Raw genomic sequence first — 25333 nt, forward strand, 5'->3', positions numbered from 1 at the left:
CTTAAGATAGCTTTCCGAGACTTGAAGTTAAAAGATGGAACGGTAAAAGTCCTGGCAATCTGAATGATTCTCATTATTAAAAGAAAGAACAAATGAGAAAGAAATTACGTATATCCAAAACAAAAAGACTAAAGAGGCAAGTTTTGGCATAAAAAAAAATATTACAATTTAAAATACTGGCTTGTACACATTTAATAATTCAGTCTTGAATTTAGTGGTACCACTTTATTTAAAATTATAATATTTTTTTGTTTATCAAACTTAAATAAAAACAACTAAACCACCAAAGATTTTTCTTACTATTTAAACAGGTTTTGGATATTGCTTTTTAATGTTTCTAATCAATTCCTCCAATCCGTTTAGCTTTAACTCGTAAATAAGCTGCAATTGCTGCCCTAATTCTCCTTTTGGAAAGCCTTTATTATGATACCAAACCACATAATATTCGGGTAGATCGATTAAAAAACGTCCTTCGTATTTCCCGAAAGGCATTTTGGTATGAGCTAATTTTATGAGCAGTTTTTTGTCTTGTTCCATTTTTTTAAGAAGAAAGAAGCTAGAAGAAAGAAAATAGATTGTTCAGCTTATTTTAGTTGCGTGCAAAACTATCATTTATTTTTTCTTTTGCCACAGATTAAAAGGATTTAAAAGATTTTCGCCACGAATTCACGAATTGATTTAAATATAATTCGTGAATTCGTGGCGAATATTTAAAGAGCTAAAAAACTTACAATCTTAGTCCCTTAGAATCTCAGCATCTTAGTAATGCCATCTCACAAAAGCTTCCATTGCAGCATAAGTCGCTAAACCTAACTGGTGGTATAAAGCTGCTGTCTCACCATTTCTGTCTTCAGCTCTTTGCCAGAACTCTCTTGCATCGGTTCCCTGGAAAACAACTCCGTCTTTTTGCGACTGATGTTTGAAAATTCCGTGACGTTTTGCTAAAACCTGATCAGGGCTCATTGGCACTGCCATTTCAACTTCGTCAATTCCCCATTCCTGCCAAGCTCCACGATATAACCATAACCAACAATCGTTCATGAATTCTTTTGGTTTTAAAACTTTAACCGCTTCAAAAATAGCATCCAGACAAACTTTATGGGTTCCGTGCGGATCTGCTAAATCTCCTGCTGCATAAATTTGGTGTGGTTTAATTTTTTCAATTAAATCAACCGTTAATTGAATATCTTCTGGTCCGATCGGTTTTTTCTCGATTGTTCCGGTTTCATAGAAAGGCAATTCCATAAAATGAATCTGTGAATCTGGCAAACCAACAAAATGACTGGTTGCTCTCGCCTCACCTTTTCTGATTAAACCTTTAATATAACGTACTTCAGGAATATCAATTTCACTATTCTTTTTATTTTCTAAAAATGTTTGTGCTTTTTGGTAAATATTATCTGCTTCTTCACTTTTGATTCCGAACTTTTCGTTGTAATCAATTACGAATCTTGCAAAACGCAATGCCTCATCATCTGCAACTGCAATATTTCCAGAAGTTTGGTAGGCCACATGCACTTCATGCCCCTGCTCCTGCAAACGCATAAAAGTTCCTCCCATACTAATAATATCATCATCTGGGTGCGGACTGAAAATCAATACACGTTTTTTGGCTGGTTCCGCTCTTTCAGGACGGTTTGCATCGTCTGAATTTGGTTTTCCACCTGGCCAGCCTGTAATTGTATTTTGTAATTTATTAAAAATCTTGATATTGATATCATACGCCGGACCAGAATCTGCCAATAAATCACTCATTCCGTTCTCGATATAATCAGCATCAGTAAGCATTAAGATTGGTTTTTTAAGATCTAATGCCAATCCTAAAACTGCTTTACGGATCAGTTTGTCTGTCCACACAATTTTTTCAACCAGCCAAGGCTTATTGATTCTTGTAAGTTTTGAAGAAGCTTCTTTATCTAAAATAAAAACTGCATTGTTGTGCTCTTGCAAAAATGAAGCTGGAACTCTGTTCGTAACTTCATCCTCAACTGATTTTTTTACAATATTTGCTTTTCCTTCTCCCCAAGCTAATAAGATTACTCTTTTTGCTTCCATGATTTTTTTTACTCCAAGCGTAATTGCTGTTCTTGGTGTATTATTTAATCCGAAGAAATCTTTACTTGCTGCAACTCTTGTAATGTGATCTAAAGCGACTAAACGTGTTTTAGAGTTCTGAAGTGAACCGGACTCGTTGAAACCAATATGTCCGTTTCCTCCAATTCCAAGAATTTGAAGATCAATCCCGCCTAAAGCTTCGATTTTAGCTTCATATTCGTGACAGTAATCTGCAATTTGCTCTTTTGTCAAAAGTCCGTCCGGAACATGAGCGTTTTCAGGTAAAATATCGACATGATCAAACAAAAGCTCTTTCATGAAACGAACATAACTGTTGATTGAATTTGGCTCCATAGGATAATACTCATCCAGATTGAAGCTAATTACGTTTTTAAAACTCAGACCTTCCTCTTTATGAAGACGAACTAATTCAGCATACAATCCTTTTGGAGAAGAACCCGTTGCAAGTCCTAAAATACAAGGAAGATTTTCCTTTTGCTTAGATTGAATTAATGCTGCAATTTCCTGAGCTACTGCTTTTGAAGCCTCAGAAGAATTTTCAAAAACAACTGTATTGATGTTTTCGAATCGTTTTTCGAACCCTGTTGCTTTGTCGATTTTACTTTTTAACATGATATAGTTTATTTTTAATTTCTCAGTAAACTACCATCTTCTGTATTTATGCCCTTTTACTGCGTAAAAAAGAATCATTAAATAAGATGGTAAAAGCATTAAATATGCCAGCTGATTTCCGCTTTTTGAAATTCCCTGTGTACCAGCTGCTATATTTGATGTATTGATAGTTTCGGTAATTAAACCGTATAATAAAGGAAAAATAGCACCACCGATAATTCCCATAATTAAAATTGCGCTTCCAATTTTAGTATAGCCACCTAAGTCTTCTAATGCCATTGGCCAGATTGCCGGCCAGCAAAGTGCATTTGCCAAACCTAATAATGCTACTAAAAGAATTACAATAGGCAAATTTGGAATTCCCGGCAACTGAATCATTGCTTTTGGGGAAATCATAACGATTGCCAAAACTAAAATTATACCCAAAATACCAGATCCCTTTAAGGCCGTAACCTGCGAAAGGTATTTTGGAATTAATGTTATTCCTAATATATATCCAACAACCATTGCCGACATGGTAAAGGAGGTTAATTTTAAATAAAAATTTCCTTCTTCTCCATAGACCCCTAATTGCTTTCCGAAGCCTCCAATAGAATCTCCGGCCAAAACTTCGGCAGCCAGATACAACATTAAAGTGATTACACCTAAAACTAGTTGCGGACGTCTTAATGCATTTCTAACTTGCTTGAAAATACTTAAATGTGCTACATTTCCATCTTCATCTAAATCAATTTCCGGGAGTGGAGACAATTTTACCAAAAAGGCTAAAACCATAATTATCAAGCCCATATAAAGATAAGGCCTTTGTAATTGCAATGCAAGAGAATTTAAAGCATTTGATTTTGCAACTGAATCCAGCATTGCAATTTTGTCTGCTGTAAAATCCTGCATATTAGACAAAACCAACGCGGTTAAGATAATGGGCGCTACAAATCCTGCCAGCTTATTAGCAATTCCTAATACGCTAATTCGGGCTGCAGCACTTTCTCTGGGACCAATTACAACTACATAAGGATTTGAAGCAGTTTGCAGAATTGCCAAACCTGTTCCCATCACAAAAAGCGCTATTAAGAACAATAAAAAAGTACGGCTTTCTGCTGCAGGATAAAAAATAAAGGCGCCGCATGCAATAATTAGTAATCCTAATGAAATTCCGTTTTTATACCCTACCTTTTCAATAATCCACGAAGATGGCACTGCCATCACAAAATAGGCAATATAAAAAGCAAAAGTTACAAAATAAGCTTGCGAAGAAGTCAACTCGCAGGCAAGTTCAAAAAACGGAATAAGCGGTCCGTTTAACCAGGTCACAAATCCGAGAATAAAAAACAAAGCAGTCAGAATAACCATCGGAATAATGGCGCTCCTTTTATTTATTTGTATGGCACTTTCAATGTTTGACATAATACTTTTGGTTAATTTGTTAATAGATTTTTTTCTTTAAATCTAAATGGAATCAACACTTTATAAATTGCTTTGCGTTTTTTATGCAAATATCTGCATATTTTTTGCATTGACAAAAGTAGCGTATTAAATAGTACCAATCTCTAATTTAGATATAAATTTTTTGTTAATTTTTAATTCTCCCAGTTTAACACCGGATAATGCTTTTGTAAATAGGCTTTAACTTCAGAAATATCTTCTTTTGCAGTCAGGTCAGGAACATGCTCTGAAAACGGAATTCCTAAAGTTGTATTAGGATGTTCTTTTACCGAATTTAAAAGAACTGTCGGCAATTCTTTTTCATCTCTTTCAGGATGTACAGGACAGTTTTTAAGATGCGGATATAATGTTTTACCCGTAAATTTAAAGGCATTCATACTTACTCTGATTCTTCCATCAACATCTTTATAATGTTCTAAATCCTCAGCTGTTGGTTTTTCTAAAATATCTAAAAGCTGATTATTTTCATCTAATTTGGCAATCGCAAAACGCGAAATTCGCTCTAAAGGAAATTCCATTGCGTCACGATCATAACTAATAAAAGCGTTTGGACTTGTCGTTTCTCTCAGCGCCAATAAAGCTGCAGCAGAATATAAATTATCACTGTTACAAACTGAATATTCCTGCTCATTAAGCTCCGGAAACTGCTCTACGGCCTGAAACAAAGCATCTGCGGTTCCAAATGGCTTTACTCTTCCCTCTGGAATATATTGCACAGCAAATGAAATATTAAGACCATGAAAATCATTATTCCTATTTTGGCTTCCGTAGAATTCTTTAAACAACTCTCCTTGCTCTCCAATAATGATATAAATGTTTTTGTAACCTGCTTTTTTAGCGTTTAATAATAAATAATCCAATAATGGTCTCCCGCTCGACCCTACCCCGATAAGACCTTTGCTTCTTTCGTTTGCCTGCGCGATTTCTTCCGGAGATAAATTATCTAAAACTGCTTCTTTTTTCATGCGGGATGATGCTCCACCAGCAAGAATAACTAAATTATTATGCATACCTATTTCTCTAAATTTCAATATTTTCTATAATCCTAACACCAGGATCTACACTCACAGCATAAGCTTCCTGAGCGCCGGCCTCCAAAATAGCTTCGATAACCTGCTCCTCTTTTTTAGGATCTGCTATTACAACAATACTTCCTCCGCCTCCTGAACCAACAATTTTTGCACCATATGCTCCTGCACGTAATGCTGCATTTACCATATCGTCGATTCGCGGAACCGTAATTTTCAATAAATCTCTAAGAACAGCGTGATGCTCATTCATCAATTCACCTATTTTTTTAAGATCTAAAACTGGTTTTTCGAACTCTTTTAATGCCTCTTTTGTATAATGATAGTTTTTTAGAGCTGCTTCAAAAAACGGAATCAAACGATCCGGAAGGCAATTTTTATAACGATCAACATCCTCAATTTCAGAAGCATTTAAGTCAAAGTCAGGATAACTTTGTTTAACAAGATCGATCGCCATTAAGGCATTTCCTTTTAGTTCACCAATTAACCCTATCGTCTCTTTTGGAACTCCGGAAACCCCTGTGATCAAGCCTTTTAACTCTGTTCCTACGGAACGATATGAAAAAGGATCTTTGGTATTGATATACACAATATTCCCTACGCCTATACTAAAATGATCCATCATTCCGCCTGGTTCTCCGTGTTCCAGAACTTCAGAGGCATATCCAATCTTTGCAATAAATTCGCAAGTCACTTCATCATCTACTCCAAAAGCAGCAATTAAAAAGCGAATCCACGCCATTAATAAAGCCGAAGAACTTGATGTTCCAGAATTGATTGGAATATCTCCTGTAATGACGATATCATAACCTACATCTGGAATACAGCCATGCCTGCGCAAGACACGTAAGGAGGATGCAAAATAATCACGTGGTTCTAGTTTTTCAAAAATGGCATTAATATCGATTACACGAATTTCATTAATATCAATCATATTAATAACAAATGTGCTGGTCTTATTTTGCACTGCAGACAACCGTATATTTCGATTTATAGCACAGGCTATAACGGGCAATCCTAAATAGTCCTGATGATCTCCAAAGAGACACGTGCGGCCCGGGGCTAATGAAGTAATTTTTTTCACTTAAAAGTAGTACATTAAATCACTGTAAAACAAATAATTACAATGATTTTTGGTTATAAATTTATTTTATCTTTTCGGTTTTGATTTTACGAAACTATAGATTATATTTTGATAAAACAAGAAAAAAACAAAAAATGTGCTCGAACACACTTAAATAATGTTCTCGAGCACACAATGCTGCTTCAGTAAAGTTTTTTTACAATAATTAAATCAAAGTTTCTATATTTGCTTATATGGATAAAAAGTACACGATAAAGGATATTGCAAAAATGGCCGGAGTTTCTAAGGGAACTGTCGATCGGGTTTTGCACAACAGAGGAAAGGTTTCTCCTACGGCGCTTGAAAAAATCAATGAGGTTTTGAATGTGATAGATTACGAACCCAACTTAATTGCCAGAAACTTAAAAAGCACCAAAGTTTATCGCATTTGTGTTTTACTTCCGGATCCTGAAATTGACCCGTACTGGCTTCCGTGCGTGAACGGAATTCAGGATGCTATTGCCGAGTTTAAAGCCTACAGCGTTATTATTGAAACGCACTATTTTAATCCGGAAAGCAAAAAATCTTTTCTGAAAACCCACGAAACGATTATCGAAAAGTCACCTGATGCGGTTTTACTGGCTCCGTTATTTCATAAGGAAACTATTGAAATCATCAAGCAATATGATGAATTGGGTATTATGGTAAATACTTTTAATAACCAGGTAGAATCTTCATCCATTAAGAGCTTTGTTGGACAGGATTTATATAAAAGCGGTCGTGTCGCTGCCAGTTTGATGAAACTTATTCTGCCTAAAGGTCAACTTGCTATTATTCATATTGATGAAAGCCTTAAAAACGCTGTTCACATGCAGGAGAAGGAAAAAGGATTCAGAAATTACTTTGAAGAAACAAAACTTTCAGATTTTACTTTAACAACTTTAAAATTAAAAAATTCAAATATAGAAACGAAGTTTTCTGCCTTCCTGGAAGAGAATCCGGATTTAAGCGGAATTTTTATTACTACATCAAAAGCATATCAGATTGCAACAATCTTATCTTCTTTCAAAAACAAAAAGATCGCATTGATTGGATATGATTTAATTGAGAAAAATGTCAATTTCCTAAATGACGGACTATTGCATTTTTTAATTCATCAAAATCAAAAAAGACAGGCTTATTTGGGTGTCAGTACTTTAGTCGATCACTTTTTGTTTAGAAAAGAAATTCCAGATACTATATTATTGCCAATCGATATTATTAATGTCGAAAATGCTTCTTTCTACGTTTCATAAGGAGTCGTAAAAAATCGCACACCAATTTTACGGATTAAACAGGTTTGTGCAGGTTTCTTTTTAAACTATCTGATAAAACTTCCTGCTAAAAGTAAAAACAGCGCACAGATTATACGGATTCAACTGGTTTACACTGGTTTCCTTTAAACTTTGCGACGATACTATATGGTAAAAAATGACACACAGACTTTGCAGCTATACGCTGCATTTTTTTTGCAAATGCAAAAAAAAAAAAAAAAACATCCTTCACTTAGAAACCTTAGTATCTAAGAACCTCAGTACCTTAGAACCTTAAAAAACCTATTTCATCAAAATAAATTTCCCAAAAGAAGATGCCGTATGAAAATTTGGAGTTTCGGTATCTGGATCAACCCAGCTTATCCAGGTTGGCTCATAATTTTGATTCTCCTTTTTAGAAAACTTAGCCCTGTAAACCCCAGTTTCGATAGTATTGTTTTGAATTAAATTTAATCTGTTTAAAGACGCAATACTTATTCTGCCCACAACAGTAAAAGAAACTTTATCTACTGATGCTATCAATTTCAAATCCTCTTTAGGCCAATCCCAGTTAAAATCAAAATTCTTATCAGGACGCGCTTTAAAATCCATTACTCTGGTCGAAGTATCCATTTCCAGACAATAATAAGGATCTAAAGTTTTATTTGCTCTAAAAAAGAGTTCTACCCTATCAGAATTCCCTATGCTATCAATACTGTCATCTTTTTGATCAATATATATATCCGTGTCAAAAACGCGGAAATTAAAATAGAGATTTTCAAGATCCCAAAGTGCCCTAAATTCAATTTTAGATATGGGATCATTTTTCCAGGGCGAAGAAAAATCAGTTAAACAATTTGCATTTTCCCAAAGGGAAGAATTCAAAATTTCGACATCATCTGTACTATTTTTATCTATTAAAATTACCTGATATTCTTTCATTATATTGACTCTTAATTTTTGTTAATTTTTGATTTTTAATCAAACTCAAAATAGCTTAAGATTTAACCTCTTCTGCTACTATTTTTTCTGCTCGCCAAGGTAGTCTAAATTTTAAGAATAAAAACCTTCTTAATTAAGAAATAAAAAAAGGTCAAATTACTTATAATTAAAAAATAAACCCATAAGAAAACCCTGTTTAATTTCTATTATTTAGGTTTTGTGATTGCGAAATTCACAAGAAATTAATTAAACCTTATTCATTCTTCAATCAAATAGCAATTTCATATAAAAACCCTCCAAATATAGAGGCGCTTTTATTTCTGAAATATTTTATAAAAATCACATCATTTTAAGTCAAAAAAAACGTTTCGTACAATTTTATGTGCTCGAGAACATTAATTTTGTGTGTTCGAGCACATTTTTTGTGTTTTTTCTTGTTTTATAAAAATATAATCAATAGTTTCGTCCTGTATTAATCTTAAAACTAAGTTAATTCTATAAAATTTTAGCCGATTTTGACTCTTCAAAAACAGATAAAATGGAACGAAATAACCCAACTTTTGGATTAAAAAAGGAAAGCGGATTTTCAAAAAAAATAATTCAAATACACGTCATTAAAAAAACAAAAATGAGTTCCGGAATTAAAAAAGAAATCCAAAACCTACAAACGGCAAAAAACAATTAAACATTAACCAAAACCAATTTTAAGTATGAAATTATTAACCCAAAAAAAGCCAAGAGATTTTCGGATTAACAATTTATCCGGAAAAGAATTCAAACTAACACTTTTATCGTTATTAGTTTTTACATTTCAGGCTCCGGCGGCTTCATCAATAAATGCGTCAGCCAAAAACAAAACTTCATTGTTTTTTGAAAAAACAATAAAAGGTACTGTTACAGATCAGAATGGTTTACCACTTCCGGGTGTAAATGTTGTAGTTAAAGGAACAAACAAAGGAGTTCAGACCGATGTTGACGGAAGTTTTGCCATTACCGTAGCAGATAATGTGACTAAACTGGTGATTACCTACATTGGCATGGAAGATCAGGAGGTTACTATAGGAACTTCTCCTCTGAAAATTGTCATGAAAGAAGCAGGACAAAAACTGGAAGAGATCGTTATTGGATACGGAAAAGCTAAGAAAAAGGATCTTACCGGTTCTGTAGCCTCTGTTGGAAAAGACAACTTAAATTTAGGTGGTACAGTTGCCAATGTTGGTCAGGCACTTCAAGGACGTGCATCTGGGGTTCAGGTACAACAAAACAGTTATGCGCCAGGGACTACTCCTACAATAGTTGTTAGAGGTGGAAACTCTATTACGACTTCAAACGCTCCCCTTTATGTGGTAGACGGTTTTATTACAAGTACGGGTGCCTCTATCAGTCCAAATGATATCGAAAGTATTCAAATTCTTAAAGATGCCGCTTCTACAGCAATTTATGGTTCGCGAGGTGGAAACGGAGTTATCATGATTACGACCAAAAAAGGAGCCTCAGGCAAAATGCAGATTGAAGGAGAAATTTCAGATGGTTTTCAAAATATTATTCAGGAACCTTCATTGATAAACGGGCAACAATATGCTTCTATTCAAAATGCTATTGCGGCTGAAAATGGAAGACCACCGGTTTTTTCTTCAGATTTTCCAATTGCAAATACCAACTGGTTTAAGGCAGCAACACGTCCCGGAGAAGTACTAAACAGAACATTAACTTTTAGCGGAAGCGATAAAACCTCTAAATTTTTCTTATCCGGAAATTATTTAAAACAAACCGGAGCAATAGAAAATACAGACTTTACAAGATATACTGTACGTATTGGAGCTGAGAAAAAATTCACAGAAAAAGTAACTGTTGGAGCAAACGTATACGGAGCTGCAAGTGAAGGACATAATAGTGATTTTGGTGATAATATTTTATCTCCAATGTTTTCTATCCAGACAGCTCCTCCATCAATTCCTATTTACAATGAAGATGGTACTTATTATAAATTCCAAGGAAAAGATAATGCTTTGGCTCTTTTGCTGGAACCAACTGACCATACCATCAACAGATTGGTAAATGGAAACATGTTTATGGATTATGAAATTATTAAAGGCCTGACCTATCATTTTGGAGCAGGTGCAGAATGGCAGGAAAATATTCAGGGCAAATATACGCCACGAACTCTTGTTGCAGGAGCAGCTTTGAATGGTACGGGATCTGAGGAAAACAAAACTTATTTTAGATGGAGTACTGAACAATATTTAACGTATAAGTTCAATATAAAAGAACATCACTCTTTTACAGCAATGGTGGGAACATCAAACCAAAAAGATACTTACGAAAGAATGAAAGCTTCTGGTTCTGGTTTTGCTAATGATATATTGACTTACTACAATCTTGAAAGTGCTTCTGTTTATCTAAAACCTGAAACTCAAAAGCAAGAGACAAAACTTACTTCATATTTCGGAAGGTTAGGTTATGCTTTTGATGACAAATATCTGGCTTCATTTACAATTAGACGTGACGGTTCTTCTCGTTTTGGTCCAAATAACAAATACGGTACATTCCCGTCCGGAGCTGTAGCCTGGAGAATCTCAAAAGAGGCTTTTATGCAAAATTTAGAAACTATTTCTGATTTAAAATTAAGAGTTAGTTACGGTATTACAGGAAACGACGGAATTGCAGATTATGCATACATGTCTACTTTACAGCCTTGGAATACTACAATTTCAGATGGTTCTTTTGAAAGTGGTACTGAGCCAAAAAATCTAGCAAATCCTGATCTTAAATGGGAACAACAAGCTCAAACCAATATTGGTTTAGACATGGGATTCTTTAACGACAGACTTACAGCTACAATCGATGTCTATAAAAAAAGAACAACAGATGCTCTTTTGAATGTGCCAGTTGGAGGATGGTGGGGATTCCCAACCCAGACACTTAACTCAGGTACAATTGACAATAAAGGTATTGAGCTTGGTATAAGCAGTGAAAACTTTAAAAATGATAAATTCTACTGGAGAACATCTTTAAACCTTGCTTATAACAAACAAGAAGTTATTTCACTGGCAGACAATGTAAAAATAATCAGTTATAACACTTCTAACCCTAGTGGTACAGTTTCCGGACGTGAGTTTACAAGACTTGAGCCAGGAAAAGAAATGGGATTATTATATGGATTTAAATATGCCGGCGTAGTTAAGACAGGAGAAGTATATGCACCACAACCTTTATCTAAGCCAGGAGATCCTAAATATGAAGATTTAGACGGTGACGGACAAATTACAGCTAAGGACAGAACGTATTTGGGAAATTCAACTCCACATTATATTGTTGGTTTTAATAATGATTTTAGATTTGGAAATTTTGATGTGAACGTATTCTTTCAGGGAGCCCTTGACTACTCTGTTTACAACATGACCAGAATGGTTGGAGAATCTACAACCAGCACAGACGTATTGGATCGTTGGGTGGCAGGAACAAATGAAAATACTGATATCCCAAGAGATGGTTACTACAAAAGTTCATACGGAAGTTATGTAAACTCAAGATTTGTAGAAGACGCTTCATACTTACGTCTTAAAAATTTATCAATTGGATACTCAATCCCGGAAAGTCTTTTAAAACCAACCAAATTTATTGATAGCATTAGACTGTATGCAATTGGTCAAAACTTACTGACTATTACAAAATATTCTGGAAACGATCCTGAAGTAAATGGACATACTAATAATGCTACGGCACAAAATCTTGGAGGAGGAATTGATTTTAACTCATTCCCTGCTTCACGAACATTTATACTAGGAATAAAAATAGCAATTCATTAATAGCTTTTCAGTAACATTAAATTTATCAAAATGAAAAAATATACAATATTATTGCTTTTAGTTGCTGCAGGTCTTCAATATTCGTGCAATGAGGATCTGGACCCTACAGTATATAGCAGTTTAACAAATACAAACGGATATCAAACCAAGTCAGATGCTATAGCAGCAATTAACTCGATCTATGGCCGATTAAAAGGACCTTCTGTAGGTGATAACTTTTCATACTGGGCAACCCGACATTTTGCTTTAACAGATATTGCAACAGATTTAGGGCATTGTCAATATGGAGGAGATCCGGGACAATTATCTTTAGGCACCTGGAACTCTGCAAATGGTTTATTACTTGAAGACTGGAATGCGATGTATAAATTGGTATCAAACGCAAACAATGCCATTTATTATATCACTAAAATGTCTGCAATTTCAGATGTTGAAAAAGCGCAATTCATTTCTGAAGCTAAATTTTTGAGAGCATCCGCTTATATGGATTTAACCGACTCATGGGGACCGGTTATCTTAATTACCGATCAAAACCTGGCAAATCCAAATTATTTGGAGCAAACCGCTCCAACATCTGTTGAAGACATCGATAAATTTCTTATCAAAGAACTTACAGAAGCTGCTGCTGTTTTACCTGTAAACTACAAAGGCGACAATATTTACGGAACTAATGATGTAGCACGCGCCACAAAAGGTGCAGCACTTACTTTATTAGCAAAACTTTATCTTCGTAGTCATGACTGGCAAAAAGTAGTCACTACGACTCAGCAAGTAATGGATTTAGGTGAATACCACCTTTTTCCTTCTTATTTAGGTTTGTTTAAAGAAAGTAACAAATGGTGTAGCGAAAACATCTTTTCTTCTCTTAGTGATGCTAATACAAATGGAACTGAATTGTTGAATCACTTTGGGCCAATTGATCACCCTGTTGTTCAAAACAGATGGCAGTATTATACTGTAAACTGGGATTTCTACAACACTTTTGGAGATGAAGACGAAAGAAAACAATGTTTCTTCCCGGAATTTGAAGGTACAGACGGGTTACTTCACAAACAAGCTCCATCATTGGGTGCTCAACCGCCTAAAGGAGAATTTTATATGCCAGACGTTTCTACCAGAAAATATGCTGACGATGAAACCACTACTTATTATGACGGACATAGTGTAAACATTTTGCGTTATGCTGATGTATTATTAAGCAGAGCCGAAGCCATAAACGAAATTAGTGGCCCAACACAGGAAGCTATAGACCTTATTAATCAGGTAAAAGGAAGATCGCATGCTAAATTATTGGCTTTATCAGATTATAACCAAACTACTTTAAGAGATGCTATTTTACAAGAAAGAGGCTGGGAACTTTTCTATGAAGGAAAACGTCGTGCCGATTTAATCAGAATGAACAAATATGATGTGCTTGTAAATGCCTATCACCTAAGAGTTGGTGAAGCAGCATTGGTAAAAATGCCACAAAATAAATATTATACTTATCCACAAAGTCAGGTCGATCTTAATCCTAAGTTAAGCAACGCCGACAGACAATAAGAATACCCTATCAGAAACAGACAGTTAAAATGTCTGTCTGTTTCTGATTTTTTAAACAAATTGAGTACTTTTCTGTTTCACAAAGAAATCCTTTAAGATGATCAAAAAAATAGTATTAAAATGGCATTTTATTTTGGTTTTACTTGCTTTTGCAAGTTGTTCCAAAAATCAGGGCGGTATTACAAATATCAATATTGGGACTCATAGCAACAACGAACTGAAGATTCAGATCGATGTTACTACGAAGGACAATGCGCAGGTATTTGCCGAATATTGGTCTGACAAAAAAGGAATAAAAAATAAAATAACCTCCCCTATTTCAAAAATTGGCCTTAAACATTCTTTGGTTCTTTGTAATATAACTCCCGAGACCAATTATAGCTATCAGCTTATTACGGTTCAGGATGGAGAAAAAATTCCGAGTAAGATTTATACTTTTAAATCCAGAAAACTTCCGGAATGGCTTCAAAAACAATTCAAAGCCAATTGTCCGAAACCAGAACTATTACCACAAAATTTCAAAAGAGGATTCATGCTTTTAGCCAAAAGAGAAACTCCGGGAACTGCATATATTGTAGATTACCAGGGAAATTTAAGATGGTACCATACCCTTGAAGGAACTGGTTTTAAAGTAACTCATTTTACAAAAGAGCAAACAATTCTCTCCATTTTAGGTACAAATGACGAACCAACAAGTTACGGAAGCGAAATCTTAGAAATCAACCTGCAAGGTGATACTTTAACACACATCAAAAAAGGACAAGCTGATTTAAAACAAGCTATTCACCATGAAATCATAAAAAAATCAGCCAATGAAATTGTCACCATAACTGTTGATCAAAAAATAATGGATTTAACTTCTATTGGAGGAAAAAAACAAGATACGATCAACGGAGACGGAATTCTAATTTTAGATAAAAAAGGAAAACAACTATGGAAATGGAGTGTTTTTGATGATTTAGATCCCTTAAAAGATAAAAATATATTAAAAACCAAGAAAGACTGGACACACGCTAACAGTTTAAATTACGACACAGATGGTAATTTCTTAATTTCTTTCTACAATAACGGTCAAATCTGGAAGGTAAATTCTAAAACAGGAAAAGTAATCTGGAAATTAGGAAAAGGCGGAACAATGAAAATGGCTCCCGACACCAATTTCTCTCAGGCGCATGCCGCACACATTGATCAGGAAGGTAGTTTATTATTTTTTGATAATGGTGTAGAGAAAAAACAATCATCTGTTTTTGCTTTAAAAATTGACGAGAAAGGCAATTCAGTTAAACTGGATTTTCAAATAAAATTACCAAAGGACATTTATAATGACAGAATGGGAAGTGCCTATATGATTGACAAAGATGCGTTCTTAGTTTGCTGTTCTAAAAGACATATAACGGTTTTAACAAATAAAAAAGGAGTTCTTTTATGGGCTCTGGAATCTGAAATTCCGCCATACAGAACAATCTTTATTCCCGAAGAAAAACTGAAGCCTTTTCTTCAAAATTAGAAAGCGATGCTCCTGCAAGGTTTTTAAAACCTTATAGATCTAATTATAATACGAATACCTACAAGGTTTTAAAAACCTTGCAGGAAGAACAAGATTAAAAATAGTAAACATGAAAAAAATAATTCTTATTGGCCTATTTTCAGCATTGCCAATTGTTGTTTTTAATTCCTGCACCAAATCAAATTCTCAAACTTTGGCAGCAAAAATTGTCGAACAGGAAGATGAAGGTTACATTACCGTTGATACCTCAAAAATTCCTGATGATCAATTTGGAGAATCAGTTCGTTACGGAAGAGAATTAATGATGAAAACAGCCTATTATATTGGCCCGGATGGTAAAAACGGGAAATATTTAGGTAATAAAATGAATTGTACCAACTGCCATCAGGATGCGGGCACAAAACCTCATGCCTTTAATTTATTATCTTCACATGATAATTATCCGCAATACAGAGGCCGTGAAAATAAAGTACTTACACTTGCTGAACGTGTAAACAACTGTATTATGAGACCACATTCCGGAAAACCACTTCCGCTTGACAGTAAAGAAATGGTTGCTTTTTTATCTTACTTTAAATGGATCAGCAAATTTGTTCCTAAAGATGGTGATTTTAAGGGAGCAAAAAATTTAGAAATTGAATTCTCAGATGTGGCTGCAAGCCCCGAAAGAGGAAAAGCATTATTTGTTGAAAATTGTGCCCGTTGTCACGGAAACAATGGCGAAGGACAATACAATGCTGATAAATCAGGATATATATACCCACCACTTTGGGGCGAATATGGATATCAGCCCGGGTCAAGTATGCACCGCGTTATTAAGCAAGCGCAATGGCTAAAAAGCAATATGCCATACGACAAAGTAACTCCGGGAAAACCTTATCTTACAGACAAAGAAGCTTTTGATATTGCCGCATTTGTAAATGATGACAAAATACATTCAAGACCTAATCCAAAAACGTTTGATTATCCAAATAAAATGGGCAAACCAATCGATTATTCTCACGGTCCTTTTAGTGATAATTTTTCTGAAGAACAGCATAAATATGGCCCTTACAAACCCATTATTGCGTATTGGAAAAAACAAGGATGGAAAGCCGTTTACTAAAATCAAAATACAAGACTATTTAACCTGAATATAAAATAAAATGAAACTAAACCTTAATAACAAGCCCCTTTTAAGCAGGATATTGCTAATCTGTGTTTTTACAATCAGCATTCCATTAACTGCCCAAATAAAATATACAGACGGAAACGACAGCTGGAATCCTAACCAATTAGGAAATCATCGCGTTGTAGTCGCTTTTTCCGGCACAGGAAATGTAGCAAAAGCTACAATTGAATGGCGAAGAAGAGATGAAAATCCGGAGCTTAAAAAAATTATTGTTCAGGACGCAGCCGGAAAGGATATTCAAAATGTAAATACTGCCAATATCAATAAAGAAAGCGGAACAGTTTACTTTGAACCCGTTTCAGGAAAAGGAACTTATTATGTTTACTATATGCCTTATGTTGACGAAGGTACGTCAAATTACCCTAAAGGAATTTACGCTAAACCAGACCAGAAAACTGATGCACAATGGGCTGCTAAAATCAAATCTAATTTAGCCGATAATTGTACTGTTACAGAAATTCAGAGTATAAATGCTTTCAACAGTTTTTATCCTATGGAAGTAATTGCAACAGCAGCTGAAACTAAAGCTATAATTGCAAAAAACAGTGGAAATACCTTTTTAGTTTTTCCGGAAGACCGCCTACATTCGATCAGAATGAAATCTGATTTACCCCAAAGATGGATTCAAAAAGGCATTCAGAATAGTTTTTCTGATACTGCAATGAAAGGAGAATATTTAGCTTTTCAATTAGGCGTTTATGCACTTGAAGATCTAAAAAATGTAAAAGTGACTTTTTCTAATTTAATCAGTAGTAACGGAGCATTAATTGAAGCAAAAAACATCAGCTGCATTAATACAGACGGAGTTAAATATGACGGAACTCCTTTTGCCGCAAATGTTTCTGTTTCTAAAGGAAAAATACAAGCGATGTGGTGTGGTATTGATGTGCCTCAAACTGCCGCAGCAGGAACCTATACCGGAAAAGCTACTGTTGTTGCTGACGGAAAACCAAGAGAAATTACATTAGAAATAAAAGTATCTAATGAAGTAACTAAAAATGGTGGAATCGACAGTCCGGAAAAAATGACACGTTTAAAATGGTTAAACTCAACTTTAGCTCAGGAAAATACTGTTATTGCTCCTTACATTCCGTTAAACGTAAAGGGTTCTGAAATTTCTTTATTAGGAAGAAAACTAACATTGGCCTCAAACGGATTTCCGGCACAAATACAAACTTTCTTCACGCCTGAGATGACTACTTTGGGTACTAAAGCAAATGATATTCTAACTGCTCCAATAGCATTTCATTTTGTTGATGCAGCAGGAAAAGAAGTAACAGACTGGAAAAATACAGGAATTAATTTCACTAAAAAAGAAGCAGGAACAGTGGCATGGCAAAATACATCTATATCAAAATCAGTTCAGATGGATGTAAATGCAGCTATCGAGTTTGATGGTTTTGTACACTATATTGTTAAAGTTACAGCACTTGAAGATGTTTCTTTTAATGATATTAACTTCCAGTTGCCAATGCAGCCATCAGCTTCAAAATATATGATGGGATTAGGTCAAAAAGGAGGCGATCGTCCTGCAACTTTTGACTGGAAATGGGATGTAGCACATAAAAGTCAGGATGGAGCATGGATAGGAAATGTAAATTCAGGTTTGCAATTTTCTTTAAGAGACGAAAAATACAGCCGTCCGTTAAATACCAATTTCTATTTACAAAAACCTTTATTGTTACCAACTTCATGGGGTAATGAAAATAAAGGCGGAATTACCATTACACCAAACCAAAAGTCAGTTTTGGTAAATGCGTATAGCGGTGCAAGAACAATGAAAAAAGACGATGTGTTGTATTATAACTTCAATTTATTAATTACACCATTCCACACCATCAATACCGATTTTCAATGGGATACGAAGTTTTACCACAAATACAGCCCAATCGATACAATTGCAAAAACCGGAGCAACGGTAATCAATATTCACCACGCCAATGCAATTAATCCTTATATCAATTATCCTTTTATCGAATATAAAAAGATGAAAACCTATATCGATGAAGCACATGAAAAAGGATTAAAAGTAAAAATATACAATACCGTTAGAGAGGTTTCTAACAAAGCTTATGAAACTTTTGCTCTAAAAAGCTTAGGGCATGAAATCTATTCGCCAGGAAAAGGAGGCGGATTCTCATGGTTACAGGAACACGTTGGAGACGATTATATCGCGGCATGGTTTGTACCTGAAATTAAAGATGCTGCAATCGTAAACAGTGGTATGAACCGTTGGCATAACTACTACGTAGAAGGAATGAACTGGTTAACACAAAACGTTGGCATTGACGGTATTTATCTTGATGATGTTGCTTTTGACAGAATCACCATGAAACGTATCAAACGTGTACTTACACAAGATGGTCATCCGGGAATTATTGATTTACACAGTGCAAACCAATACAACAAAAGTGATGGTTTTAACAATAGTGCCAACTTATACATGGAGCACTTTCCTTACATCAATAAATTATGGTTTGGAGAATATTTTGATTACCAAAAAAATCAGCCTGACTTTTTCTTAACTGAAGTAAGTGGAATTCCTTTCGGATTAATGGGCGAAATGCTTCAGGATGGAGGAAATCCCTGGAGAGGAATGGTTTACGGAATGACCAACAGATTACCTTGGAGTGACAATGCAGATCCGAGACAAATCTGGAAATTATGGGATTCTTTCGGAATCAAAGGCTCTGAAATGATTGGATACTGGAGCGAAAATTGTCCGGTAAAAACAACAAATGACAAAGTATTGGCAACCGTTTACAAAAAGAACGGAACAGCTTTAATTTCTATTGCAAGCTGGGCTGATTCTGATACAAAAGTAAAACTGAACATTGACTGGAAAAAACTAGGAATCAACCCTGCAAAAGCGACGATTACAGCTCCTGAAGTACTTAATTTTCAGCCTGCACAAACATTCAATGCAAAAGATGAAATTCCGGTATCAAAAGGAAAAGGCTGGCTATTGATTGTGAAGTAATCGGTAGCTAAACAACATAACTAAAAATTTTAATGCCACAGATTTCACTGATTAACACAGATTATTTTTACTCCTATATAGTTTAAAAAATCGTTCTAATCCCTGAAATCTGTGGCAAAAAATAACCAAAATAAAGCGCTCCATCATGAAACTTAAACCTTTCTTATCAGTACTACTTCTTGGAAGCCTCTTTGTCACTGCACAAAACAAAACAACCGTAAAAGAATACAAAAAAGTTTTTACAACCTATCCGTTTTCTGATCCTGATCCGATTCCAAAACCCAATACCAAATTTTATCCTTACTTCCGTTTCGACGGATTTACAGATAAACCGGTTCAAAAGGAATGGAAAGTAATCGAGATTGAAAACGATTATATCAAACTGATGATTCTGCCGGAAATTGGCGGAAAAGTATGGTCTGCGACTGAAAAATCAACTGGAAAAGACTTTGTTTACAATAATCATGTAATCAAATTTAGAGATATTGCCATGCGCGGTCCCTGGACCAGTGGTGGTGTTGAGGGTAATTACGGAATTATTGGGCATACACCAAATTGTGCTACACCAGTTGATTATAAAATTATAACCAGAGAAGACGGAAGCATTAGTTGTGTTATTGGCGTTTTAGATCTTCTAACCCGAACTTCGTGGAAACTAGACATCAATTTACCAAAAGACAAAGCCTATTTTACCACAAACTCATTTTGGTCTAATTCAACCGAATTAGATCAGCCATATTATACCTGGATGAATACCGGAATAAAAGCAGCCGGAAATTTACAATTTATCTATCCAGGACAATCCTATATTGGACATAACGGAGAACATAATGCCTGGCCAATTGATAAAGAGAATGGCAAAGATTTATCTTTCTATAAAAACAACGATTTTGGAGGTTACAAATCCTATCATGTTTTCGGAAAATATGATGATTTCTTTGGAGGATACTGGCATGACGAAGATTTCGGGATGGGAAGATATGGAAACCACGATGACAAGCCCGGTAAAAAAATATGGATCTGGGGATTGTCTCAGCAAGGAATGATTTGGGAAAAATTATTAACAGACACCGACGGGCAATATGTAGAAGTACAAAGCGGAAGATTATTCAATCAGGCGAGTGAAGGCAGTAACTTAACCCCTTTTAAACAGCGCTCATTTGCTCCCAATCAAACCGATATCTGGACAGAATACTGGTTTCCGGTAAAACAGACCAAAGGTTTTGTAAAAGCTAATAATTATGGCTCCGTAAATATAAAAAACGAAAATGGCTGGTTAAAAATTTATTTCTCACCGCTTCAAAAGACAAATGAAAAAATTGAAGTTTTTGATAACGATAAAAAAATCTATTCAAAAGATATCGCTGTAAATACATTACAAGTATTCAAAGATTCCATTCAGGTCGCTGTTAATGAAAACAAGTTAAGATTGACCATTGGCGGAAACAAACTGGTTTGGAATTCAGCTCCCGAAGACGGAAATATTAACCGCCCGGTAGAAATACCACAAAACTTTGATCACAATTCAGTTTACGGATTATATCTGCAGGGAAAAAACTACATCAGTTTTAAAGATTACAAACAGGCAGAAGAAAAATTAAATGCCTGTCTGAAAAAAGATTCAAACTTCGCTCCTGCTCTATCTGCTTTGGCCTCTTTACAAATTAGAAAATTTGAATATAAAGAAGCTGTTGCCTCAGCAAGGAAAGCGCTGGCAATCGATACATACGATTCGGCTGCAAACTATTATTATGCTTTGGCTAATTTTCATTTAGGAAATACTACCGATGCAAAAGATGGTTTTGATATTGCCGCTGCCGGAGTTGAGTTTAGAAGTGCTGCTTATACCTCATTAAGCAAAATATATTTAGCCGAAAATGATTTAGCAAAAGCAGCAGAATATGGCGAAAAAAGTCTGCTAAACAATCAATATAATTTAGAAGGTTTACAATTGCTTGCCGTAATATACCGCCTGCAAAATAATACCACCAAAGCACATGAAGCATTAGCAAAAATAAATACTATTGATCCTTTAAATCATTTTGCTGATTTCGAAAAATTCCTTTGGGAAAAATCAGAAGCATCAAAAGGTAACTTCACTTCGATGATCCGAAATGAAATGCCGGAACAAACCTACCTTGAATTAGGTATCTGGTATCAGCAATTAGGATTAAACGATGATGCAAAAAAAGTCTTCTCGATAGCAGAACCAAGTGCCGAAATTATTTATTGGAATGCCTATTTAGAAAACAAAACGGTCGACATAAGCAAAATCAAACCGGGAACCAGTTTTCCTTTTAGAACTGAAACTGCAGAAATCCTGAAAAAGCTAATTAAAACCAACGATCAGCACCAGTTAAAATATCATCTGGCATTGATTGAGTGGAATCATAATGATATTTCAGAAGCTAAAGAATTGTTCCAACAATGCGGAACAAAACCAAATGATCCGGCTTTTTATGCTGCAAAAGCTTCTTTGTTTAAAGACGAGCCTGCTTTAGTAACAGCTAGTTTACAGCAAGCGATAAAACTTGATCCTCAAGGTTGGAGATATCAAAAATTACTGGCAGAACATTATATTGCCCAAAAACAATTTGATAAAGCACTTGCTACAACAGAATCGTTTTACAAAACGCATAAAGAGAATTATCTGATGGGGATGTTGTATGCCAAATCCTTATTACTGAATAAAAAATATGCAACAGCTGATGCATTCTTGACTAAGCTGGAAATTCTTCCTTTTGAAGGTGCAACAGCCGGTAGACAATTGTATCATGAAGCCAAATTAATGCAGGCTCTGGCAGAAATGAAAAACAAACAATACAAAAAAGCATTACAATTTATTGCCGATGCCAAATTGTGGCCGCAAAATCTGGGCGTTGGAAAACCATATGATGAAGATATTGACGAAAGACTGGAAAATTGGATGGATTATCAATGTTATACCAGTCTTGGTAATACAGAAACAGCAAATAAATCATTACAGAAAATAATCGCTTTCAATCCAAAAGTAGACAATACAGTAATGAATTTTTTACCGGCAAATCAATTGATCTCTGCATGGGCAATCGAAAAAACGTCTTCTGCAAATGAAGCTGAAAAGTGGTTACAAAATCAGGCCCGTTTATATCCGGCAAATAAAATTATCCAATGGTGTTTGCAGGTTTATAAAAATAAACAATCCGATAGTTTGACAGCAGATGAAAAAGATGGCGAAGTTCGAATTATCGAAAAACTTTAAAAAATGTATTAAAAGTACATTACAATTAGCTGTACTTTTAAACCATAAAACAATCATTTAAAATCAAAAAAATGAATAACCTTTTCTTAAAATGTACTCTTTTTGGACTTGCCCTATTGGCGGGTCAAAATACAGAGGCACAAAACGCAGACAAGAGCAAAGATGAATTGTCTGTTTATCGAGTTACTGCTCAAAAAGTTCACGATTTAGTTCACACCAAACTTGACGTATCCTTTGATTATGGCAAAAGATACCTGTATGGGAAAGCATGGCTGACTTTAAAACCACATTTCTATGAAACCGATTCACTTACGCTAGACGCAAAAGGAATGGATTTTAAAGAAATTGCAATTATTGAAGGAAACAAAAAAACACCTTTAAAATATACGTATGACAATGAGCAGCTTTTTATTGGCTTAAACAAAAAATACAAAAGCACGGAGAAATTCACTATTTACATTGGTTACACCGCAAAACCAGATGAATTAAAAGCAAAAGGAAGCGCTGCAATAACAGATGCAAAAGGATTGTATTTTATAAATCCGGATGGAAAAGATGACAAACCAATCCAGATCTGGACACAAGGAGAAACGGAATCTTCATCGGCCTGGTTTCCAACAATCGACAAACCAAATCAGAAAACAACTTCTGAAATTGCGATGACTGTTGATGCAAAATATGTAACCTTATCTAACGGTAAACTGGCTTCACAAAAAGTCAATTCAAACGGAACCCGCACGGATACCTGGAAAATGGAATTACCACATTCTCCTTATTTGTTTATGATGGCGGTTGGTGATTTTAAAATAACCAAAGACACTTACAATGGTAAAGAAGTAAGCTATTATCTGGAACCAAAATATGCGCCTTACGCCAAACAAATATTTGGTAAAACTCCGGATATGATGAACTTTTACAGCAAAATGCTGGGTGTTGAATATCCTTGGGCAAAATACGCACAAATCGTTGCCCGAGATTATGTTTCTGGTGCAATGGAAAATACTTCTGCAACATTGCATGGTGAATATGTACAAAAAACAGCCAGAGAATTGCTGGATGACAATCAGGAAAGTACGGTTGCACACGAGCTTTTTCACCAATGGTTTGGAGATTATGTAACGGCTGAATCCTGGTCTAATTTAACAATGAATGAATCCTTTGCCACTTTTGGCGAGGTATTATGGCACGGTCACGATGCCGGACAAGATGCTGAAGACCGCTCTCGTTATGAAAAACTACAAAACTGTTTACGTTCTTCTAAAGAAGGAGTAAGTCCGCCTTTAGCTCGTTTTCATTACAAAAACAGAGACGATATGTTTGATAATATCAGTTACTCAAAAGGTTCTATCATATTATACGCGATAAAAAATCAAATGGGCGATGCAGCATTTTTCAAATCTTTAAATCATTATTTAACAACCAATGCCTTTAAAGCCGGAGAAACACATCAATTGCGTTTGTCTATGGAAGAAGTGACTGGAAAAGACTGGAGTCCATACTTTAATCAATGGTATTATCAGGGAGGAAATCCAATACTAAATATAGAATACGGATATGCAAACGGAAAAGCTACAATCGCAGTAAAACAAGTTCAGGAAAGTTCCGTACAAACTTTTAGTTTACCCTTAAAAGTTGATTTTTATGTAAACGGTGCTAAAATCAGAAAAGATATTCTAATCGATCAAAGAGAACAAAATTTCAGTTTTGATGTTCCGGCTCAACCTACTTTTATAGATCTGGATCCTGATAAAATTTTGGTAGGTCAGGTGATTGACAACAAAAAAGTAGCCGATTATTTATTTCAGTACAAAAATGCTCCATCTTACTATAACAGAATCGAAGCTATCAAGTTTGCTGTAAAAGATAAAAGCCATGACGCGCAATTAATTTTACTGGCTGGTCTGCAAGATCAACAAGATGATTTGAGAGTGCTAAGTATAAAAGGAATTGATTTAAGCGATGCCCAAATAAAAGATGCTGCTCTAAAAACCCTGCTTAACATTGCTAAAACCGACAAAAATACCTCCAGCAGAGTAGCAGCAATTATAAAACTAGCTTCATCCGGAGATGCTTCTTATAAAGAATTAATGCAGGAAAGCATTAAAAATCAATCTTATAATGTAATTGCAGCCGGAATAACAGGATTAAAAAAATTCTCTGCTGATGAAGCTGACAAAGCTTTATCAACATTAGATGAAGACACTCAAAAACATGTAACTCCGTTGATAAAAAGATTTAGTGGTCAAAAATAATTAGTAAAGTTCTTCAGAATTGTTTTGTTTTTGAAACCTCTCTAATCTGGTTAATTAGAGAGGTTATTTTTAATCCGTACGATAAAACTCAAAAAAAAATAACACGTAGAAACATGCAATTCTTTGGTTCATTAGAGAATGCAAAAAGAAACACATTTCTTTCACATAGCTAAACTATGTGCATTTAAACTAGTGAAACGCCTTTTTTAAGATTACAAGAAACTATGCTTCTGTGCGCTAAAAAATAATTACTCACAATGGGCTACCGTGTGGACACAAATATTATAAATCAATTTTGAACACCAATTGCACGAATTTGCACAAATTTTAATAGGTTAACCTTGTTTGTGAAATTAATTTCACAAACAAATTAGT

General features: G+C 35.0%; 15 protein-coding genes. 9 read left to right on the forward strand and 6 right to left on the reverse strand.

Annotated elements, in window-relative coordinates; genetic code table 11:
* Window positions 1–303 precede the first annotated feature (303 nt).
* From OLM51_RS16070 to OLM51_RS16090, 5 genes are all read right to left on the reverse strand, one after another.
* Entirely contained in the window at window positions 304–537 is a 234-nt protein-coding gene (locus OLM51_RS16070; RefSeq protein ID WP_264551612.1) for a DUF3820 family protein, read from the reverse strand.
* Between the two features lie 222 nt (window positions 538–759).
* Window positions 760–2688, reverse strand: coding sequence for a glucosamine-6-phosphate deaminase (gene nagB, locus OLM51_RS16075; RefSeq protein WP_264551613.1), 1929 nt, complete (start codon window positions 2686–2688; stop codon window positions 760–762).
* Window positions 2689–2718: 30 nt separating this feature from the next.
* Window positions 2719–4092, reverse strand: a complete 1374-nt coding sequence (locus tag OLM51_RS16080) for a sugar MFS transporter (protein WP_264551614.1) — start codon at window positions 4090–4092, stop codon at window positions 2719–2721.
* 173 nt (window positions 4093–4265) lie between these two features.
* A complete protein-coding gene (locus OLM51_RS16085) occupies window positions 4266–5141 on the reverse strand; it encodes a sugar phosphate nucleotidyltransferase (protein WP_264551615.1) in 876 nt (291 codons plus the stop codon).
* A gap of 10 nt (window positions 5142–5151) precedes the next feature.
* Window positions 5152–6243, reverse strand: a complete 1092-nt coding sequence (locus OLM51_RS16090; RefSeq protein ID WP_413614525.1) for a mevalonate kinase — start codon at window positions 6241–6243, stop codon at window positions 5152–5154.
* Between the two features lie 233 nt (window positions 6244–6476).
* Here OLM51_RS16090 and OLM51_RS16095 point away from each other — a divergent pair, with 233 nt between their 5' ends.
* On the forward strand, window positions 6477–7517 hold the full coding sequence (locus tag OLM51_RS16095; RefSeq protein ID WP_264551617.1) for a LacI family DNA-binding transcriptional regulator: 1041 nt from the start codon (window positions 6477–6479) through the stop codon (window positions 7515–7517).
* Window positions 7518–7817: 300 nt separating this feature from the next.
* Here OLM51_RS16095 and OLM51_RS16100 read toward each other — a convergent pair whose 3' ends face one another.
* Entirely contained in the window at window positions 7818–8456 is a 639-nt protein-coding gene (locus tag OLM51_RS16100; protein WP_264551618.1) for a sugar-binding protein, read from the reverse strand.
* A gap of 538 nt (window positions 8457–8994) precedes the next feature.
* Between OLM51_RS16100 and OLM51_RS16105 the strand changes: the two genes are divergently transcribed.
* From OLM51_RS16105 to OLM51_RS16140, 8 genes are all read left to right on the forward strand, one after another.
* Window positions 8995–9141 (forward strand): hypothetical protein, encoded by a 147-nt coding sequence (locus OLM51_RS16105; RefSeq protein ID WP_264551619.1) that lies wholly within the window; start codon window positions 8995–8997, stop codon window positions 9139–9141.
* Between the two features lie 25 nt (window positions 9142–9166).
* Window positions 9167–12265, forward strand: coding sequence for a SusC/RagA family TonB-linked outer membrane protein (locus tag OLM51_RS16110; protein WP_264551620.1), 3099 nt, complete (start codon window positions 9167–9169; stop codon window positions 12263–12265).
* Window positions 12266–12295: 30 nt separating this feature from the next.
* A complete protein-coding gene (locus tag OLM51_RS16115; protein WP_264551621.1) occupies window positions 12296–13807 on the forward strand; it encodes a RagB/SusD family nutrient uptake outer membrane protein in 1512 nt (503 codons plus the stop codon).
* A gap of 97 nt (window positions 13808–13904) precedes the next feature.
* A complete protein-coding gene (locus tag OLM51_RS16120; protein WP_264551622.1) occupies window positions 13905–15314 on the forward strand; it encodes an aryl-sulfate sulfotransferase in 1410 nt (469 codons plus the stop codon).
* Between the two features lie 109 nt (window positions 15315–15423).
* Window positions 15424–16419 (forward strand): c-type cytochrome, encoded by a 996-nt coding sequence (locus OLM51_RS16125; protein ID WP_264551623.1) that lies wholly within the window; start codon window positions 15424–15426, stop codon window positions 16417–16419.
* A gap of 40 nt (window positions 16420–16459) precedes the next feature.
* Window positions 16460–19465, forward strand: a complete 3006-nt coding sequence (locus tag OLM51_RS16130) for a glycoside hydrolase domain-containing protein (protein ID WP_264551624.1) — start codon at window positions 16460–16462, stop codon at window positions 19463–19465.
* 145 nt (window positions 19466–19610) lie between these two features.
* Entirely contained in the window at window positions 19611–22706 is a 3096-nt protein-coding gene (locus tag OLM51_RS16135; RefSeq protein WP_264551625.1) for a DUF5107 domain-containing protein, read from the forward strand.
* Between the two features lie 71 nt (window positions 22707–22777).
* Complete coding sequence (locus OLM51_RS16140; RefSeq protein WP_264551626.1) at window positions 22778–24958, forward strand: M1 family metallopeptidase; 2181 nt, start codon at window positions 22778–22780, stop codon at window positions 24956–24958.
* Window positions 24959–25333 lie beyond the last annotated feature (375 nt).

The sequence above is a fragment of the Flavobacterium sp. N2038 genome (genome assembly GCF_025947185.1).
Classification (GTDB): domain Bacteria; phylum Bacteroidota; class Bacteroidia; order Flavobacteriales; family Flavobacteriaceae; genus Flavobacterium.

What these genes read in the sequence shown, in the direction of transcription:
- OLM51_RS16070 (WP_264551612.1), bottom strand. Translation starts at nt 537, where the DNA reads ATGGAACAAGACAAAAAACTGCTCATAAAATTAGCTCATACCAAAATG.
- nagB (WP_264551613.1), bottom strand. Translation starts at nt 2,688, where the DNA reads ATGTTAAAAAGTAAAATCGACAAAGCAACAGGGTTCGAAAAACGATTC.
- OLM51_RS16080 (WP_264551614.1), bottom strand. Translation starts at nt 4,092, where the DNA reads ATGTCAAACATTGAAAGTGCCATACAAATAAATAAAAGGAGCGCCATT.
- OLM51_RS16085 (WP_264551615.1), bottom strand. Translation starts at nt 5,141, where the DNA reads ATGCATAATAATTTAGTTATTCTTGCTGGTGGAGCATCATCCCGCATG.
- OLM51_RS16095 (WP_264551617.1), top strand. Translation starts at nt 6,477, where the DNA reads ATGGATAAAAAGTACACGATAAAGGATATTGCAAAAATGGCCGGAGTT.
- OLM51_RS16100 (WP_264551618.1), bottom strand. Translation starts at nt 8,456, where the DNA reads ATGAAAGAATATCAGGTAATTTTAATAGATAAAAATAGTACAGATGAT.
- OLM51_RS16105 (WP_264551619.1), top strand. Translation starts at nt 8,995, where the DNA reads ATGGAACGAAATAACCCAACTTTTGGATTAAAAAAGGAAAGCGGATTT.
- OLM51_RS16110 (WP_264551620.1), top strand. Translation starts at nt 9,167, where the DNA reads ATGAAATTATTAACCCAAAAAAAGCCAAGAGATTTTCGGATTAACAAT.
- OLM51_RS16115 (WP_264551621.1), top strand. Translation starts at nt 12,296, where the DNA reads ATGAAAAAATATACAATATTATTGCTTTTAGTTGCTGCAGGTCTTCAA.
- OLM51_RS16120 (WP_264551622.1), top strand. Translation starts at nt 13,905, where the DNA reads ATGATCAAAAAAATAGTATTAAAATGGCATTTTATTTTGGTTTTACTT.
- OLM51_RS16125 (WP_264551623.1), top strand. Translation starts at nt 15,424, where the DNA reads ATGAAAAAAATAATTCTTATTGGCCTATTTTCAGCATTGCCAATTGTT.
- OLM51_RS16130 (WP_264551624.1), top strand. Translation starts at nt 16,460, where the DNA reads ATGAAACTAAACCTTAATAACAAGCCCCTTTTAAGCAGGATATTGCTA.
- OLM51_RS16135 (WP_264551625.1), top strand. Translation starts at nt 19,611, where the DNA reads ATGAAACTTAAACCTTTCTTATCAGTACTACTTCTTGGAAGCCTCTTT.
- OLM51_RS16140 (WP_264551626.1), top strand. Translation starts at nt 22,778, where the DNA reads ATGAATAACCTTTTCTTAAAATGTACTCTTTTTGGACTTGCCCTATTG.